This is a genomic window from Puia sp. P3, from assembly GCF_050632245.1.
In the GTDB taxonomy this organism is placed as follows: Bacteria; Bacteroidota; Bacteroidia; order Chitinophagales; family Chitinophagaceae; genus Puia.
Genome location: NZ_CP192583.1, coordinates 5,552,184 through 5,566,192, shown reverse-complemented (window position 1 = coordinate 5,566,192; position 14,009 = coordinate 5,552,184). Strand labels below are relative to the sequence as shown.

At 54.7% G+C, this 14,009-nt stretch carries 22 protein-coding genes and 1 pseudogene; 5 read left to right on the top strand and 18 right to left on the bottom strand.

Annotation, left to right across the window (positions count from 1 at the left end; all coding sequences use genetic code 11):
* Positions 1-3 precede the first annotated feature (3 nt).
* Positions 4-1,659: a UxaA family hydrolase gene (locus ACQ86N_RS35060; RefSeq protein ID WP_431211107.1), complete on the top strand. Its 1,656-nt coding sequence runs from the start codon at positions 4-6 to the stop codon at positions 1,657-1,659.
* A 58-nt stretch (positions 1,660-1,717) separates the two neighbouring features.
* On the opposite strand, the gene ACQ86N_RS35055 is transcribed toward ACQ86N_RS35060, so the two are convergent.
* The 11 genes from ACQ86N_RS35055 to ACQ86N_RS35005 form a co-directional block, all read right to left on the bottom strand.
* On the bottom strand, positions 1,718-1,840 hold the full coding sequence (locus ACQ86N_RS35055) for a hypothetical protein (RefSeq protein ID WP_431211106.1): 123 nt from the start codon (positions 1,838-1,840) through the stop codon (positions 1,718-1,720).
* A 5-nt stretch (positions 1,841-1,845) separates the two neighbouring features.
* Complete coding sequence (locus ACQ86N_RS35050) at positions 1,846-2,604, bottom strand: ABC transporter permease (protein ID WP_431211105.1); 759 nt, start codon at positions 2,602-2,604, stop codon at positions 1,846-1,848.
* 229 nt (positions 2,605-2,833) lie between these two features.
* A complete protein-coding gene (locus ACQ86N_RS35045) occupies positions 2,834-3,655 on the bottom strand; it encodes an ABC transporter permease (RefSeq protein WP_431211104.1) in 822 nt (273 codons plus the stop codon).
* 286 nt (positions 3,656-3,941) lie between these two features.
* Positions 3,942-4,217 (bottom strand): hypothetical protein, encoded by a 276-nt coding sequence (locus ACQ86N_RS35040; protein WP_431217715.1) that lies wholly within the window; start codon positions 4,215-4,217, stop codon positions 3,942-3,944.
* The gene (locus ACQ86N_RS35035) at positions 4,124-4,681 is read right to left on the bottom strand and encodes an ABC transporter ATP-binding protein (protein WP_431211103.1); all 558 of its coding nucleotides are present in this window, start codon (positions 4,679-4,681) and stop codon (positions 4,124-4,126) included. The genes ACQ86N_RS35040 and ACQ86N_RS35035 overlap by 94 nt, the downstream gene beginning before the upstream one ends.
* A gap of 3 nt (positions 4,682-4,684) precedes the next feature.
* The gene (locus tag ACQ86N_RS35030) at positions 4,685-5,482 is read right to left on the bottom strand and encodes an ABC transporter ATP-binding protein (protein ID WP_431217714.1); all 798 of its coding nucleotides are present in this window, start codon (positions 5,480-5,482) and stop codon (positions 4,685-4,687) included.
* Entirely contained in the window at positions 5,383-5,583 is a 201-nt protein-coding gene (locus tag ACQ86N_RS35025) for a hypothetical protein (protein ID WP_431211102.1), read from the bottom strand. Before ACQ86N_RS35025 ends, ACQ86N_RS35030 begins: the two co-directional genes overlap by 100 nt.
* A gap of 4 nt (positions 5,584-5,587) precedes the next feature.
* The gene (locus ACQ86N_RS35020; RefSeq protein WP_431211101.1) at positions 5,588-6,322 is read right to left on the bottom strand and encodes an HlyD family secretion protein; all 735 of its coding nucleotides are present in this window, start codon (positions 6,320-6,322) and stop codon (positions 5,588-5,590) included.
* 253 nt (positions 6,323-6,575) lie between these two features.
* Positions 6,576-7,715: a TolC family protein gene (locus ACQ86N_RS35015; RefSeq protein ID WP_431217713.1), complete on the bottom strand. Its 1,140-nt coding sequence runs from the start codon at positions 7,713-7,715 to the stop codon at positions 6,576-6,578.
* On the bottom strand, positions 7,688-7,870 hold the full coding sequence (locus ACQ86N_RS35010) for a hypothetical protein (protein ID WP_431211100.1): 183 nt from the start codon (positions 7,868-7,870) through the stop codon (positions 7,688-7,690). Before ACQ86N_RS35010 ends, ACQ86N_RS35015 begins: the two co-directional genes overlap by 28 nt.
* 47 nt (positions 7,871-7,917) lie before the next feature.
* Positions 7,918-8,082 (bottom strand): hypothetical protein, encoded by a 165-nt coding sequence (locus tag ACQ86N_RS35005; RefSeq protein WP_431218028.1) that lies wholly within the window; start codon positions 8,080-8,082, stop codon positions 7,918-7,920.
* A 395-nt stretch (positions 8,083-8,477) separates the two neighbouring features.
* On the opposite strand from ACQ86N_RS35005, the gene ACQ86N_RS35000 reads away from it, so the two are divergent.
* Positions 8,478-8,726 carry a hypothetical protein gene (locus ACQ86N_RS35000; RefSeq protein ID WP_431218027.1) on the top strand — a complete coding sequence of 83 codons (249 nt, stop codon included), beginning with the start codon at positions 8,478-8,480 and terminating at the stop codon, positions 8,724-8,726.
* An 82-nt stretch (positions 8,727-8,808) separates the two neighbouring features.
* Here the strand turns inward: ACQ86N_RS35000 and ACQ86N_RS34995 are convergent, their stop codons facing one another.
* From ACQ86N_RS34995 to ACQ86N_RS34985, 3 genes are all read right to left on the bottom strand, one after another.
* The gene (locus tag ACQ86N_RS34995; protein WP_431211099.1) at positions 8,809-8,946 is read right to left on the bottom strand and encodes a hypothetical protein; all 138 of its coding nucleotides are present in this window, start codon (positions 8,944-8,946) and stop codon (positions 8,809-8,811) included.
* Positions 8,947-8,977: 31 nt separating this feature from the next.
* Positions 8,978-9,511, bottom strand: coding sequence for a hypothetical protein (locus ACQ86N_RS34990; protein ID WP_431211098.1), 534 nt, complete (start codon positions 9,509-9,511; stop codon positions 8,978-8,980).
* A 178-nt stretch (positions 9,512-9,689) separates the two neighbouring features.
* The gene (locus ACQ86N_RS34985) at positions 9,690-10,418 is read right to left on the bottom strand and encodes a hypothetical protein (RefSeq protein ID WP_431211097.1); all 729 of its coding nucleotides are present in this window, start codon (positions 10,416-10,418) and stop codon (positions 9,690-9,692) included.
* Between the two features lie 228 nt (positions 10,419-10,646).
* Between ACQ86N_RS34985 and ACQ86N_RS34980 the strand changes: the two genes are divergently transcribed.
* Genes ACQ86N_RS34980 through ACQ86N_RS34970 form a run of 3 tightly spaced genes read left to right on the top strand, consistent with a single transcriptional unit; the run spans position 10,647 to position 11,898 of the window.
* Positions 10,647-10,877, top strand: a complete 231-nt coding sequence (locus ACQ86N_RS34980) for a hypothetical protein (RefSeq protein WP_431211096.1) — start codon at positions 10,647-10,649, stop codon at positions 10,875-10,877.
* Positions 10,878-10,906: 29 nt separating this feature from the next.
* Positions 10,907-11,227, top strand: a complete 321-nt coding sequence (locus ACQ86N_RS34975) for a hypothetical protein (RefSeq protein ID WP_431211095.1) — start codon at positions 10,907-10,909, stop codon at positions 11,225-11,227.
* 23 nt (positions 11,228-11,250) lie between these two features.
* Positions 11,251-11,898: a PDZ domain-containing protein gene (locus tag ACQ86N_RS34970; RefSeq protein WP_431211094.1), complete on the top strand. Its 648-nt coding sequence runs from the start codon at positions 11,251-11,253 to the stop codon at positions 11,896-11,898.
* 80 nt (positions 11,899-11,978) lie between these two features.
* Here the strand turns inward: ACQ86N_RS34970 and ACQ86N_RS34965 are convergent.
* The 4 genes and pseudogenes from ACQ86N_RS34965 to ACQ86N_RS34950 form a co-directional block, all read right to left on the bottom strand.
* Positions 11,979-12,746, bottom strand: a pseudogene (locus ACQ86N_RS34965) (helix-turn-helix domain-containing protein); the annotation flags it as partial.
* A 185-nt stretch (positions 12,747-12,931) separates the two neighbouring features.
* Positions 12,932-13,354, bottom strand: coding sequence for a GMC oxidoreductase (locus tag ACQ86N_RS34960; RefSeq protein WP_431211093.1), 423 nt, complete (start codon positions 13,352-13,354; stop codon positions 12,932-12,934).
* The gene (locus tag ACQ86N_RS34955) at positions 13,282-13,455 is read right to left on the bottom strand and encodes a hypothetical protein (RefSeq protein ID WP_431211092.1); all 174 of its coding nucleotides are present in this window, start codon (positions 13,453-13,455) and stop codon (positions 13,282-13,284) included. Before ACQ86N_RS34955 ends, ACQ86N_RS34960 begins: the two co-directional genes overlap by 73 nt.
* A complete protein-coding gene (locus ACQ86N_RS34950) occupies positions 13,452-13,991 on the bottom strand; it encodes a hypothetical protein (protein ID WP_431211091.1) in 540 nt (179 codons plus the stop codon). The genes ACQ86N_RS34955 and ACQ86N_RS34950 overlap by 4 nt, the downstream gene beginning before the upstream one ends.
* Positions 13,992-14,009: the final 18 nt, after the last annotated feature.

Genomic DNA, 14,009 nt, shown 5'->3' with positions numbered 1-14,009 from the left:
ACTATGGGGGCTCAAATTATTTTAAAGGTCCACCCGGCCGATAATGTGCTGGTGGCGCTGGTCAATCTCGAAAAGGGGATGACCGTCAACTATGAAGGTCAGGATTATATTATACAGGAGCCGGTGAAGGCGAAGCACAAGTTTGCTACGGCGGATCTGGCTGCGGGTGACTCTATCATCATGTACGGGGTGCTGGTGGGCAAGGCTCAGCAGCCGATAAAAAAAGGCGGATTGATCAGCACGTCCAACGTAAAACATGCGGCCAACGATTTTACAATCGGCGACAGGGATACTAACTGGATTAAGCCGGATGTGTCGGCTTTTTCCGGCAGGACCTTCAAAGGGTATCATCGGGCGGACGGCAGTGTGGGAACGGCCAATTACTGGGTGGTGATCCCGATGGTGTTCTGCGAGAACAGGAACCTGGATGTCCTGCAGCAGGCGCTGGTCACGGATCTGGGATATGGAAGGAACAGAAGCTATCAGCGCCAGTCTAAGCAGCTGGTGGAATTATACAGGGCGGGGAAGAGCGTGGAAGAGATACTGGAAGCCGATCTGCAGGCCGACTATGCCGGCAATGAGAACCAGCGTCTGTTCCCTAATGTGGACGGTATCAAATTCCTGAATCATAGCGGGGGCTGCGGCGGTACGAGGCAGGATGCGCAGGCGCTGTGCGGTCTGCTCGCAGGGTATATCACGCATCCGAATGTGGCCGGCGCGACAGTGCTGAGTCTGGGTTGTCAGAATGCGCAGGTGAGCATGCTGGAGGAGGAGATCAAAAAGAGGTCGCCGCAATTTGCCAAACCGCTGTATATTCTCGAGCAGCAGAAGGTGGGCAAGGAGTCCGAGCTTTTGTCGGAAGCGATAAAGCAAACTTTCGCGGGGGTGATGCTGGCCAATCAGCAGACGAGGCAGCCGGCGCCGCTGAGCAAGCTGTGTATCGGACTGGAGTGCGGCGGATCGGACGGGTTCTCGGGGATATCGGCGAATCCCGCTATCGGCTATACGTCGGACCTGCTGGTGGCGCTGGGCGGATCCGTGATATTGTCGGAGTTCCCGGAGCTGTGCGGTGTCGAGCAGAATCTCAGCGATCGCTGTATGGATGTGGAGACGGCTGAACGTTTTTCGCATCTGATGCATACCTATAATGACCGGGCCAAGGCGGTGGGTTCCGGTTTCGATATGAATCCTTCGCCGGGCAATATCCGGGACGGGCTGATCACGGATGCGATCAAGTCGGCGGGTGCGGCGAAGAAGGGTGGTACTTCGCCGGTGACGGCGGTGCTGGACTATCCGGAGAAGGTGACGCGGCCGGGTCTGAATTTGTTGTGTACTCCGGGTAATGATGTGGAGTCGACTACGGCGGAGGTAGCGAGCGGCGCGAATATCGTGCTGTTCACGACCGGGCTGGGCACGCCGACCGGGAATCCTGTGGCGCCGGTGGTGAAGATCGCAACGAATACGGCGTTATTCGACCGGATGCGGGATATTATGGATATCAATACGGGTACGATCATCGAGGGTAAGGAGACGATACAGCAGGCTGGGGCCAGGATACTGGATTATGTGATCGGTGTGGCGAGCGGGGACACGCAGGTGGCGGCGGTGAGGCATGTGCAGGATGATTTTATTCCCTGGAAGAGGGGAGTATCTCTATAATTGATATTGGGGTCGGATGACCGGGGTCGCGTTCCAGGTGATGGGACGCGACCTTTTTTTAGGAGGTTTTGCGGTAGTTGAGTACGGCCCAGGTGTTGAGGAAGAGGCCGATGAGGGCCATGGCGGTGAGGGGCCAGGTGATGTCGCTGAAGCCGCTGCCTTTGAGGACAACCATGCGCATGATCTTTATGAGCTGGCTGGGGGGAATGTGGATACGATGGCCTGGGCCCAGCCGGGCATGCTGTCGACGGCGGTGAATACGCCGCTCATGATGTTGAAGATATTGATGAAGAAGAAGGCGAGGGACATGGACTGCTGCTGTGTAGCTGAATAGGTGGCCGGGAGGAGGCCGAGGCCGAGCATGGCGAACAGATAAACGATCAGGGATGCATATAGCACCCAAAGACTGCCTGCGGGAACTACTCCATAGAAAATCCAGCCTACCAAAAGTCCCAGGGTGAAGAGGATGACGCCGAGGACGAGGAAGGGGACCATTTTTCCGAGAATGAAGATATGTTTTTTGATGGGGGTAACATTGATCTGTTCGATGGTGCCGCTCTCTTTTTCCTGTACGATGTTGAAGGCGGACTGCATGGCGGCCATGGCGGTGAGGAGGACAACCAGGATGGCGGGGACCATATATAGTTTGAAGTTGAGGAGGGGGTTATACCAGTTGGTGGAGACGGCTTCGACCTGTGGGGAGATTTCGGGTGAGGAGGTGGACTGCCAGCGGAGGCGGATATCGGTGTTGTAGTCGCGGATGATACTGGCGAGGTAGGCGCCGCCGAGGCTGGCTTTGGTGCCTTCGATGGCGTTGATGGCTATATAGAGTTGTTTGTTGTTTTCGCGGACGAGGTCGCGTTCGAAGCTGGGCGGGGATCTGGAGCGCGATGTCGGCCTGATCCTCTTCGACCATTTTGAGGGCTTCGGGATAGGAGGCGGCATAGCCGGTAAGGCGGAAGTGGCCGGAGGCGGTGATCTTGTTGATCAACTTTTGGGAGAAAGGGGAATGGTCGTTGTCCACGATGGCCAGGGAAATATCTTTCACCGAGTAGTCGGCGGCGAGGGGAAGTATGATCGAGCTGGATCACCGGGGCGATCAGCAGTGTCCGGAGAGTTTGCCGGTTGCGGAGTATCTGACGGAATTCTTTTTCGAGAAGGAAGATTAGGGTCCTCATTGTAGTCTGATTTTAAATTTTCTGAGACTTATTGTGAACAACAGCAGGCACATGCCGGCGAGGATGAGCATTTCGCGCCAGACGGCGGTGATGCCGAGGCCTTTGAGCATCACCCTTTTGACAATGATGAAATACCAGCGGGAAGGTACGAGGTTGGAGAGTATCTGCAGCGCGGGCGGCATGTTCTCTATCGGGAACAGGAAGCCGGTGAGCAGCATGGTCGGGAGCATCATGCCCATCAGTGACCCCATCATGGCTGCCTGTTGTGTCTGGGCGTTGATGGACAGGAGCAGGCCGATGGACAGGGAGGTGAGGATGAAGAGGATGCTGCAGGTGATGAGCAGGAGAAGGCTGCCTTTTACGGGAAGGTCGAGGAAGAGCCAGCTCAGCACCAGGATAACAATAAGGTTGAGTACGGAAATGAGCAGGTTGGGCGCCAGTTTGGAGATGATGATATAGACGGGTTTGAAGGGTGACACGAGCAGTATCTCCATTGTCCCCAACTCTTTCTCCTTTACGATCGCCACTGAAGTCATCATGGTGCAGACCAGCATGAGCACGAGGGCCATTACGCCGGGGACGAAGTTGGGCGCGCCGCGCAGTTCGGGGTTATAGAGCATCTGGGTCTCAGGGTTGATCTGCATGGGCTGGCCGGCGTCCTTTGCCAGTTCGGTGTTGTAGTCGGTGACGATCTGGCTGAGGTAGTTGGTGATGGTCGTGGCCTGGTTGGGGTCGGAGGCGTCTGCGATGACCTGCATGGTCGCTTTGCCGGTATGCTGGAGGTCGTCGCCGAAACTGGCGGGGAAGATGACGGCCATTTTGATATCACCTTTTTAAAGGCTGCCTGCAGCTGGCCGGCGCTGGCCAGGCTGCGCTGGATGTCGAAATAGCTGCTGGCGGCGATCCGGCTGATGAGGCGGGTCGTTGTGGCGTCCTTGCTGTAGTCCACGACGGCGATGCGGGAATTCTTTATCTCGTTGGAGAGGGCGAAGCCGAAGAGGACGATCTGGGCGATGGGTAGTCCGAAGAGCATGAGCAGGGTCTTGCGGTCGCGGAAGACGTGCAGGAATTCTTTTCGGATAAAGGTGAATAGTTGGCGCATGGCTAGTCGGCTTTACGTTTGGCATTGCGGGCGAGTTCATAGAAGACGTCTTCCATGTTGGTCGCGCCGAATTGTTGTTTGAGGCTGGCCGGGCTGTCGAGGGCCGCGATGACGCCGTCCACCATGATCGAGACGCGGTTGCAGTATTCAGCCTCGTCCATGTAGTGGGTGGTGACGAAGACGGTTACTCCTTTGTCCGAGGCGGCGTAGATGAGGTCCCAGAACTGGCGTCGGGTGACGGGATCGACTCCGCCGGTGGGTTCGTCGAGGAAGACGATGTCGGGGTCGTGGACGATGGCGACGGAGAAGGCGAGTTTTTGTTTCCAGCCGAGGGGAGGGCTTTTACGAGGGTTTTTGCTTCTTTTTCGAGCTGGAGTTCCTGGAGGAGCTGGTTGGTCTTGGCCTTGATGGCCTGCGTGCTCATGCCGTAGATGCCGGCGTAGAAGCGTATATTCTCGGCGACGGTGAGGTCGTCGTAGAGGGAGAACTTTTGGCTCATATAGCCGATGTTCTGTTTAATCTTTTCCGTCTGTGTATATACGTCGAAGCCGGCGACGGTAGCTGTGCCGGAGGAAGGGGTGGAGAGTCCGCAGAGCATACGCATGGCTGTCGTCTTTCCGGCGCCGTTGGCGCCGAGGAAGCCGAATATTTCGCCCTTGCCTACTTCGAAGGTCAGGGCGTTGGCGGCGATGAACTGGCCGAAGCGTTTGGTTAGTTTGTTTGTGGTGATGACGGGGGCCATGTGTCAGTTTTTTAAGAGGTGAATGAAGCAGTCTTCGATGCCGGGCGTGATCTTTTCCATTGTTGCGTCGGCCTGCCCTTTTTGTTGCAGCCAGGGTATCAGTGGCTGGGGGTTGCGCTTAAAGGTGACGTGAAGGGATTCTCCGAAGGCGAAGCAGGTGTCGGTGTCCGGGAAGTCTCTTACGTCTTTCAGCAGCTGGTGGGTCTTCGCCGCGCGGACGGCGAAGAGGTCCTGGGGGAAGGCGTCTACGATGCCCTTTGGGGTGTTGACGGAAAGAATGTTGCCTTTTTGTATGAGGGCTATGCGGTCGCAGCGGTTGGCTTCGTCCATGTAGGGAGTGGATACGAGGATGGTGATGCCTTCCTGTTTGAGCCGCTGGAGCATATCCCAGAATTCTTTGCGGGAGACTACGTCGACTCCGGTGGTGGGTTCGTCCAGAAAGAGGACCTTAGGTTTGTGGATGAGGGCGCAGCAGAGGGCGAGCTTTTGTTTCATGCCTCCGGATAGTTTGCCGGCTCTGCGGTCTTTGAATGGTTCGATCTGATTGTAAATCTCTTCTATGAGATGGTAGTTCTCTTTGATGGTGGTGCCGAAAACGGTGGCGAAGAAGTTGAGGTTCTCTTCGATGGTGAGGTCCTGATAGAGGCTAAAGCGGCCGGGCATATAGCCTACGCGGCTGCGAATTTTTGCGTAGTCGTTTACTACGTCGAGGCCGTCGACTGTGGCGGTGCCTTCGTCGGGGACGAGGAGGGTGGTGAGGATGCGGAAGAGGGTTGTTTTTCCTGCTCCGTCGGGGCCGATGAGGCCGAAGAGTTCGCCGCGTTCGACCGAGAGGCTGATGTTGGAGACGGCGGTGACCGGCCTTTGTTGTAGGATTTTTTTATGTTGGTTAGGTTGATCATGGAATTAAAATTTGACTTCTCCGTACATGCCGAGTTTGAGGTAGCCGTCGTTTTTCACGCGGATCTTGACGGCGTAGACGAGGTTGGCGCGTTCGTCGCGGGTCTGGATGGTTTTGGGGGTGAACTCGGACTTGTCGCTGATCCAGTAGACTTCGCCGGGGTATTCTTTGTATTTGTCGGCGCCCTGGTCGGAGTATATTTTGACGGGCTGGCCGAGGCGGACCTGGGTGAGCTGGGCACCGGTGACATAGGCTCTAAGGGTGAGTGTGTCGAGGTTGGCAATCTTGTAGAGTGCTTTGCCGGTGGTGGTCGTTTCGCCCTGCAGCGCATATTTGATGAGTACGGTGCCTTTGATGGGATTGACGACCTGGCCTTTGTTGATGAGGTCCTGGATCTGGGCTGCCGATTTTTCGAGGGGGCCCTGTTCGCTGTAGATAGTTCGGTTTTGTGTGGAGATATTGGAGTTATCGAGGGCGATCTGCTGTTTGCTGACGGCGATCTGTTTTTGGAGCTGGTCGATGGCGGCGTTGATGTCGTCCAGTTGTTTTTGTGTGGCGGCGTCGGCTTTGAGTAGGTTTTCGGTGCGGGTTTTTTCGCGGAGCTGCTGGTCGAGTTGTGACTGCTGGACGGCGAGCTGCCGTTTGATCAGTTCGATCTGTGGAGTGGGGTTGGTTGTCTTTTGGTGGAGCGCGGCGATGGAGGCTTCTATTTGTTGTTTTTGCAGCTGGGTGTTGGACATATCGATCTGGCCGATGACCGCTCCTTTTGTAAGGGAGTCCGCCTTCCTGGATAGGGAAGTTGAGGAGTTTGCCGCTTTGTTCGGCGGAGACGATGACCTCGTCCGATTCGAATACGCCGGATGCGTCGGTTTGGAGTTTATGGTTGTTGCAGGCGGTAGTTAGTAAGATGATGATGGAGAGGGTTGGTGTCAGTATCTTTTTCATGTCGTGTCGATTGATTTGGATGAGTGGTTTTTTCCTGGTGGTCCGCTTTTACTGATTGCCGGAAGTTGTCTGGTGGTTGTATTGGGATAGGAGCAGCTGGATCTCGTGTACGAGTCGGTCCTGACGGGCCTGGGCCGCGGCGTTGATGTCGAGGAGGTAGTCGTTGGCGGTGAGGGCGCCGTTCTGTAGTTGTACGGCCGAGGTCTTGCTGACGGACTCTCTCAGGTCGACGATCTCGTTGTCGTTGGTGATGAGCTGGCGGTATTTTTCGATGTCTGCGTTCTCTTGTTTCAGTGTTTGTTGTGTATTGAATAAGAAGGTGCTTCGTTCGGCGCGGGTCATTTCCTGGTTGTTCTTATTAATGAGCTGCTCTTTTCTGGAAGTATAGATGTTGCCAAAGTTCCAGGTCAGGCGGACGCCGGTGAGATAGTAGCCGCTGAGTTGGGTAGAAAGGAAATTGACCGGATTGGGTTTGCCCATGCCGCCCTGGAAGAAGGCGTTCAGCTGCGGGTAGGTGTTGAGTCTGGTAAGCCGGCTCTGTTGTACGTAGGACTGGATCTGCAGGTCATAGGCTTTTAGTTCGGGTCGGCGGATCGAGTCGGTAAGGGTTGGAGGTACCGGTCGTATGATGGTGGTCGTTTCTGTTACGGGCTCGTTGATAAAGAGGGAAAGCATGTCGGTGTAGGCTTTTCTCGACGCCTTTAGTTCGATGGCCTGCTGGTTGGTCTTTAGCAGTTCGGCCCTGAGCTTGTTGAGGCTGCTGTTGTAGGCGGTTCCGTTGGCGATGGCGGCCTGGGTATTCTTGATCCCGGTGCGGACGTCTTTTTCGGCGAGCGTGTTTTGCTGCAGCTGGCCGTCGATGAGGAGGATGCCGAAGAAGAGTTGGTTGATGCGGTCTTTCAGCTGGTAGAGCTGGGCGTTGAGGTTCTCTTCGTGGAGGTCGCCGTCTGTGCGGCTGATGTCCCGGCGTTGTTTGTTGATGCCGAAGTCGGTGAGTGTCTGTGAGACCTCGCCGTAGGAGTTTGTATTGGTCTTTTGATACGGTGGGTATGTTGATAGTTGATGCCGGAGGTGGGGGATACTGATCTTTGTCACGTCCGACTGGTAGGTTGCGGAGCCATTGACGGCGAACTGTGGGTAGATGCCTTTGGCGATGTTCTCTATTGAGTATTCTTTTGTTTTTTGGATGAGTGCGCGCTGGCGGGTAAGGGGGTAGTTGGTTTCTGCGAGGGCGTAGCAACGGGGAGGGAGAGAGTGTCTTTACCCGCGGTCGTCGTGGTGTCCTGGGCTGTGGCCGCGGCGTGGATGAACAACAGCGACAGTAAAACATTTGATTTAATCATTTGATTAATTTGTATGCAAAAAAATTTGTGTTCGGACTGGAAGGGTTTTATTTAGGGGTATGGACCTGGAGCATGCTTTTCATCCATAGGGGGATGAGCTCTTTTCGTTGTTGCATGAGTTCGTTGAACTTGGTGTCGTCGACGTCGGCTACCTTTTGAAGGATTGGGCGGGCGACGAACGGAAATATGGTGAGGCCGACGAGGTTTGCCATCAGGTGGACGGGGTTGAGGCCTATCTGGCCTGTGGTAGCCGCCTGTTTGAGCGTGGCAAAGAACTCTGCGCGGGTTGGGCCTACTTCGCTGTCGATGATGCCTGCCGAGCTGGGTAGGGTTGTTACGGAGTTCGTTGAGGATGAACAGGGGCAGGTCGGGGTTTTCCGTAAGGAAGTCGATGTACATGGTGACGATCCTGCTGAGTTTTTGTTCGAGGGATATGCCTTGTGCGAGGAAGTTGAAGGATATGCCCTTGATGAAGTAGCGGAAGTTCTCCATCATAATGATGTCGAACAGTTTTTGTTTGCTTCTGAAATAATAGTTGAGCAGGGCCAGATTGATGCCGGCTTCGTCGGCGATGTCGCGGGTGCGGGTGGCGGCGAAGCCTTTTTGCGTGAAGAGTAGCCGGGCGGCCTCTTTGATCTTTTCTTCGGTGGAGGCGTTTTGGCTGGGGTCGGTTTTTGAGGACCGGCTGGATTTGGAAGGCCGGCCGGCCTTTGCGGGTCGGAGGGCTTTGGAAGCCGTAGTTTTTTTGGTTGTATTGTTTGGTGTCCTGGCCATTGCCTGTTTGCTGCCTGATTACAGGACAAAGGTAGATCGGGTGGATGATTTAAACAAATTATTTAATCAAATGATTAAATAATTTCATTATTAATTACAATTCAATCAATTAGGAGAAGGTTGCTTTGCGTGGTGTTTGATAGGGGGACCTATTTGGGGGCTGGTCAGCTGTTGAGGGGATGACCAGCTGTTGTTGTGGAGGGGTAGTTGATCAGGGGGGATGACCAGCTGTTGTTGTGGAGGGGTAGTTGATCGAGGGGATGACCAGCTGTTGTTGTGGAGGGGTAGTTGATCGAGGGCATGATAGTGAGTAGCTATTTGTGAGCAGAGGGGTTAGTTGAAGTCGTCCCTGTAGGAGGCCTTTGTGCCGGTGAGGGAGACGTAGTCGATGGAGCCGGTGCCCTGGAAACGGTACATGATGCCGATGATCCTGCTTCGGATGATATGGCGTTTGACGGTGTAGGCGAGTTTGTCGTTGAGAAGGATCTTTGCCTGGCCGCTGTCGGATTCGACGCGGAGTTTGACGTAGTCGTTGAAGTTGGGGACGCCGAATGCGGACAGGTCTTCGCGTTTGCCGGAAGTATAATAGTAGGTGAAGAAGAGGTCGACGGTGGAGATGCAGCCTTTGGTGCAAATGGGGATCCAGATGGCTGTGCCTTCGCATAGAAGGTAGATGCGGCTGAGCTGGCATGCGGCGGAGCCTTCGGAGTAGTCGTTTTTGAAAGCCGTCTCGAAGGTAAAGTGGTCGGTATATATATCGCCGAAGTCGCGGACGTTGGTGATCATAACGGTAGGGGGTGAGGGCTGGAGCTGGATATTCTTTTGTTTGATCTGGTCGATGGACAGGCCGATTTTGCCGTCGTGCATGGCCTCTTCTTTTTGAAGTAGACGGGGACGGGGTCCTGTTCGACGAGGGGCAGCCAGCCGTTGGATCCGATGAGGATGTTGTGAGTTTTGACGACGTGGTTGTGTACCTGGAGGGTGGCGTGGTAGAAGTCGGGATAGTAGTATACAGAAGTATGCTGGTGATCTAGTTTCGAGACTTTTACGCGACGGGTGGTATCCCGAGATTGCTGGATGACGACCGAGTCGTCGGGTGAGCGGGAGGCGTCGTAGTCGAAGACGACGGAGTTGGGCAGGCCGGAGGTGACTGCTTTTTTGCTGCTGAATGCGTAGTCGCGGGGTTGGGGCGAGGCCTGCTGGCCGTGGAGTAAGAGCAGAAGGAGGGGTAACAGGATAAATACGGGAATGAAGATCCAGACCTTTTAAGGATTGGACGCTGGGGTAGGAAGAGGGGTTGGGCTGGCGACGAGTGGGGTCTTCCGGCCGGGGTAGGGAGCTGGGCAGGGACTGGGGTCGACTGGTCGGCAGGGACCGGAGACAGATGCTGGTCAGGGACGGGGGGCTGCTGTCCGGCAGGGACCGGAGACGGTTGTTGGGAAGGTGCCGGAGATTGTTGGGAAGCGGCCGGGGACTGTTGGGAAGCTGCCGGCGAGGATTGCTGGGTATGACGAACAGAGAAATCACGCCAACTATCATAGCCCAGAAACTGGACAAGTGTATTCAGGGTATGGGTATTGGGCAGGCTGTCGTATCTGACCTTTCCCCAGACGCGTTTGAGGGTGACGTGGCTGAGGGTGATGCCGGTGTGTTCGCGGATGAGGTCACTGAGGCGCAGGAAGTCCTGATTGGTCCAGGTGGTACTGTCTCCCCAGCCTGTTTTTTCTTCGAAGAGTCGTATAACCTGCGGAATCAGTGTTTCATCGGTGTGCATAGTGATCAAAAATAATAGTCACGTAAAATTAGGGTTGTTCGTGTGCATGTCCGGTTTGTACCAACTTGTACCAACATGTATAGCGGGTGAATGGCTTTTTCCTATCTGTTGCTCAATTTTAATACAAAATTCCGCAATTTCCGCGGGTTTGGCCTTCGTCTTTGACTGTCAACATTTTATGAGTTCTTCGGTCTTGTGGTGGATTGGTTAACCTGAAAACGTCCCGTTATGCGATTGCTTATAATCATTTTGTTTCTGTTGTCGGCCGGCGTGTTCCGGTCTGTTACTGCACAGGAGGATGTGGGGTTTGTATCTGATTTCCGGTCAGACTTCAGGTCGTATCGTCCGGGGGAGGATGGCCTTCCGGCGAGCCGTTACCTGACGAGCATCCATTTCAAGGTGCTTTTGGGGGGATCATTATCGGGAAGGCGCAGATCGACGGCTTTCCCGACAGCCTGAATTTTATTTTCGATACCGGATGCGGCAGTGTGTCGCTGGATTCGACGACAGCCGCGGCCTTCGGGATGGTCCCCCGGACGAGTTCGGCGGTTATCCACGGTGTGGCAGGCATATGTCCGCAGCGGCTGGTCGACGGTCAGTCGCTGCATCTTGGAGACATTACGATCGACAGCCTGTCGGTACAGGTCTGCGACTATGATATTCTGAGCAGCATATATGGCGAGAAGATCGACGGCATCATCGGGTATACGCTGTTCTCGCGCTATCTGGTGAAGGTCGACTATGACAAACAGCGAATGGATCTATATACCAGGGGCCTATCACTTATCCCAGGGGTGGGTATCTGCTGAAACCCCGGCTTTTTGGACTGCCGATGCTGGAGGGACAGGTGGCGGATGCGAGGGATGTCAGAAGCAGGTTTTATTTCGACACGGGTGCGGGGTTGTGTCTGCTGTTCTCGACCAGCTTTGCGACGGACAGTGCGGTGTTCAGTCCGAAACGGAAGAAGCCCGTGCGGATACAGGGAGCGGGTTTGGGGGGAAAGACGGAGATGCAGTTGACGACGTTGCGAAATTTTTCACTGGGCCCGTTCCGTTTTCGGCAGATACCCACCTATATTTTTGAGGACGCCTATGACGTGACGAGTTATCCGCAGCTGGCGGGGCTGATCGGGAATGATCTGCTTCGCAGGTTCAATCTCATATTGAACTACGACCGCTCGGAGATCTATATCCTTCCCAATGAATCTTTCGGGCAGCCTTTCGACTACAGCTACAGCGGGATCTCGATAGCCCGTATCGGTGGAAAGATCGTTGTCACCGATGTTATGACTGAGTCGCCGGGGGAGAAGGCCGGGTTTAGGGAAGGGGATATCGTTCTTGCGATCAATAAAGATGTCGGGCAGGATCTGCAGGCGTACCAGGCGATGCTCAGGACGATAGGTCCTAAAGTGAAGGTTCTGGTGCAGCGGGAAAGCGGCGATCTGGTGATGCTCTCCCTGAAAGTGACGAGTATATTGTAGGGGTGTGGGGGACGTGGCCGCAACAAGAGGGACGGGTGGTCAGGAGGCCATGGGGATCGCGAATTTTTCTTTTTGAAATCGGTGAAGTTCATTCCGGTCGTGTTCTTGAAAAATTTACTGAAGTGGGCTGAATCGGAGAAGCCCAGGTGGTAGGCGATCTCTTTCATGCAGACGTCGGAATATGCGGCCTTTCTTTTGGCCTCGAGAGCGATGCGCTGGCGGATATGCCAGGACGCGGGATAGCCGGTCGATTTTTTGATGCTTTCGTTGAGGTAGTTGGGGGTAACGGCCAGTTGCCGGGCGTAATCGGCGACCATCCGCATTTCCTTGAAGTTGTTGTTCAGCAGGTCCATGAATTTTTGGACGAGGCCGATGGTCCGGGAATGGTTGACAAGGAGATTGTTTGTGTCGAGTTGTCGGGATAGGTAGATGAGAAAAATCCTGAAATATCGTTTGAGCAGTTCGAGGCGGAAGGCGTCGGAGCTGTTGTATTCCTTTAACAGTATCTCCATGATGAGCGCCATGTCGGGTATAGAATCTTTTCTGGCCTGGATAGCCCTGCAGTGTTCGAACAGTTGGGTGATGCCGCCGGGGTGGTGGAGTATATCCGGGTCGATGTCGCCGGTGCTGAGGAAGTTCCTGGTGAAGGAGATGACGTAGCCTTCCAGCTCGTCTCCTGAATCGATGAGGTGTATTTCGCCGGGAAGAATGCAGAACAGGTGACTGGATTCTATGTTGAATTGTTGCATGTCTATGTGGAAGATACCGCCGCCGCGGGTGATCCAGACGATTTGAAAATAGTCGTGACTAAGTGCCGGTGTTCCGGCGGGTTCGCTGTACCCGGTCATCGATTCGAGAGTCCTTATTTCGAAGGATAGCGAGGGGCAGTCGGTTTTTTTCATGGCTGTTGTTTCCTCTCTTAAGTCTAATTGCGTGCCTGAACTTAAGTGATTCATTTGTAGCTGGTTGCGGAGGCGGCGCCGGATGGTATGGCGAAATCCAGACCAGTGGATTGTCAATTGACGAAATATCGTCACGGGGAGGGGGCACGGTGGTATTGGCGTCGCGGTTCAGGGTTTGGGGTGAATGGCCTATAGATTTCCTTTTTTAGTTCGGCGACGGCAAAGTTGGCGGCTCTTGCGGTGAGGGCCATATAAAGTATGGACGGGCTGGCGTTGCCGGTGCTGGTCATGCAGGCTCCATCGGTGACAAAAACGTTTTTGCAGTTGTGAAGCTGATTGTGTCCATTCAATAGTGATGTTTTGGGGTCTTTGCCCATTCTGCAGCCACCCATTTCGTGGATATCCCGGCCGGGCGCCCAGTGGTTGTCGTTGGTGGTGATATTCTTTACTCCCGCCTTATCCAGCATTTCCCGGCCTTGTGTCAGAAAGTCTTTGAGGAGTAGTTCGTCGTTGTTGTCGTAGCCGACGTTGGTAACGAGGAGGGGATGCCCCACTGGTCTTTTTCGGTCTTGCTGAGGCTTACGGTGTTGGTCTCTTTCGGGACCGTCTCTCCCTGCATATACATATATACTCCCCAGCCGCCAGGTTCGCTCATTGCCTTTTTGTAATCGGCGCCGATCTGTTGGGGACTTCGTGTCCGTCGGGTGAGCCGCGCCAGGCGCCCATGAAGGCCATGTAGCCGCCGACGAATGGCATGTCGTTCTTTTTCAGGTTGCGGAAGTTGGCCATCATCGATTCCGAGGGGCGGCGTCCGTAGTAGTATTTATCAAGGAAGCCGTCGATGGTGCCGTTCATCGATCCACGGTAGTTCTGGAAGGCCACGTATTTTCCGAGAAGTCCGTTGTCGTTGCCCAGGCCGTCGGGGAAGCGATTACTGGTGGAGTGGAGCAGAACCAGATTGCTGTTGAGTGCGGATGCGTTGACGAAGATAATGCGGGCGAAGTAGTCGTATACTTCTTTTGTGTTGGTGTCGATGATGCGGACGCCGGTGGCCTTGTTCTTTTTCTCGTCGTAGATGATCGAGTGGACTACGGAGAATGGACGGATGGTGAGGTTGCTGGTGGCAGCGGCCCAGGGAGGGTAGAGGAAACCGAGCTGAAGTAGCCGCCGAAAGGGCAGCCGCGCATGCACATGTCACGGGCCCGGCAT

Excerpts from the sequence above, each read along its gene's own strand:
- ACQ86N_RS35060 (WP_431211107.1), top strand. The coding sequence starts at position 4 with ATGGGGGCTCAAATTATTTTAAAGGTCCACCCGGCCGATAATGTGCTG.
- ACQ86N_RS35055 (WP_431211106.1), bottom strand. The coding sequence starts at position 1,840 with ATGCGCATGGTTGTCCTCAAAGGCAGCGGCTTCAGCGACATCACCTGG.
- ACQ86N_RS35050 (WP_431211105.1), bottom strand. The coding sequence starts at position 2,604 with ATGCCGCCTCCTATCCCGAAGCCCTCAAAATGGTCGAAGAGGATCAGG.
- ACQ86N_RS35045 (WP_431211104.1), bottom strand. The coding sequence starts at position 3,655 with ATGGCCGTCATCTTCCCCGCCAGTTTCGGCGACGACCTCCAGCATACC.
- ACQ86N_RS35035 (WP_431211103.1), bottom strand. The coding sequence starts at position 4,681 with ATGGCCCCCGTCATCACCACAAACAAACTAACCAAACGCTTCGGCCAG.
- ACQ86N_RS35025 (WP_431211102.1), bottom strand. The coding sequence starts at position 5,583 with ATGATCAACCTAACCAACATAAAAAAATCCTACAACAAAGGCCGGTCA.
- ACQ86N_RS35020 (WP_431211101.1), bottom strand. The coding sequence starts at position 6,322 with ATGTCCAACACCCAGCTGCAAAAACAACAAATAGAAGCCTCCATCGCC.
- ACQ86N_RS35010 (WP_431211100.1), bottom strand. The coding sequence starts at position 7,870 with ATGATTAAATCAAATGTTTTACTGTCGCTGTTGTTCATCCACGCCGCG.
- ACQ86N_RS35005 (WP_431218028.1), bottom strand. The coding sequence starts at position 8,082 with ATGGCAAACCTCGTCGGCCTCACCATATTTCCGTTCGTCGCCCGCCCA.
- ACQ86N_RS34995 (WP_431211099.1), bottom strand. The coding sequence starts at position 8,946 with ATGCCCTCGATCAACTACCCCTCCACAACAACAGCTGGTCATCCCCTC.
- ACQ86N_RS34990 (WP_431211098.1), bottom strand. The coding sequence starts at position 9,511 with ATGCACGACGGCAAAATCGGCCTGTCCATCGACCAGATCAAACAAAAG.
- ACQ86N_RS34985 (WP_431211097.1), bottom strand. The coding sequence starts at position 10,418 with ATGCACACCGATGAAACACTGATTCCGCAGGTTATACGACTCTTCGAA.
- ACQ86N_RS34980 (WP_431211096.1), top strand. The coding sequence starts at position 10,647 with ATGCGATTGCTTATAATCATTTTGTTTCTGTTGTCGGCCGGCGTGTTC.
- ACQ86N_RS34970 (WP_431211094.1), top strand. The coding sequence starts at position 11,251 with ATGCTGGAGGGACAGGTGGCGGATGCGAGGGATGTCAGAAGCAGGTTT.
- ACQ86N_RS34955 (WP_431211092.1), bottom strand. The coding sequence starts at position 13,455 with ATGAGCGAACCTGGCGGCTGGGGAGTATATATGTATATGCAGGGAGAG.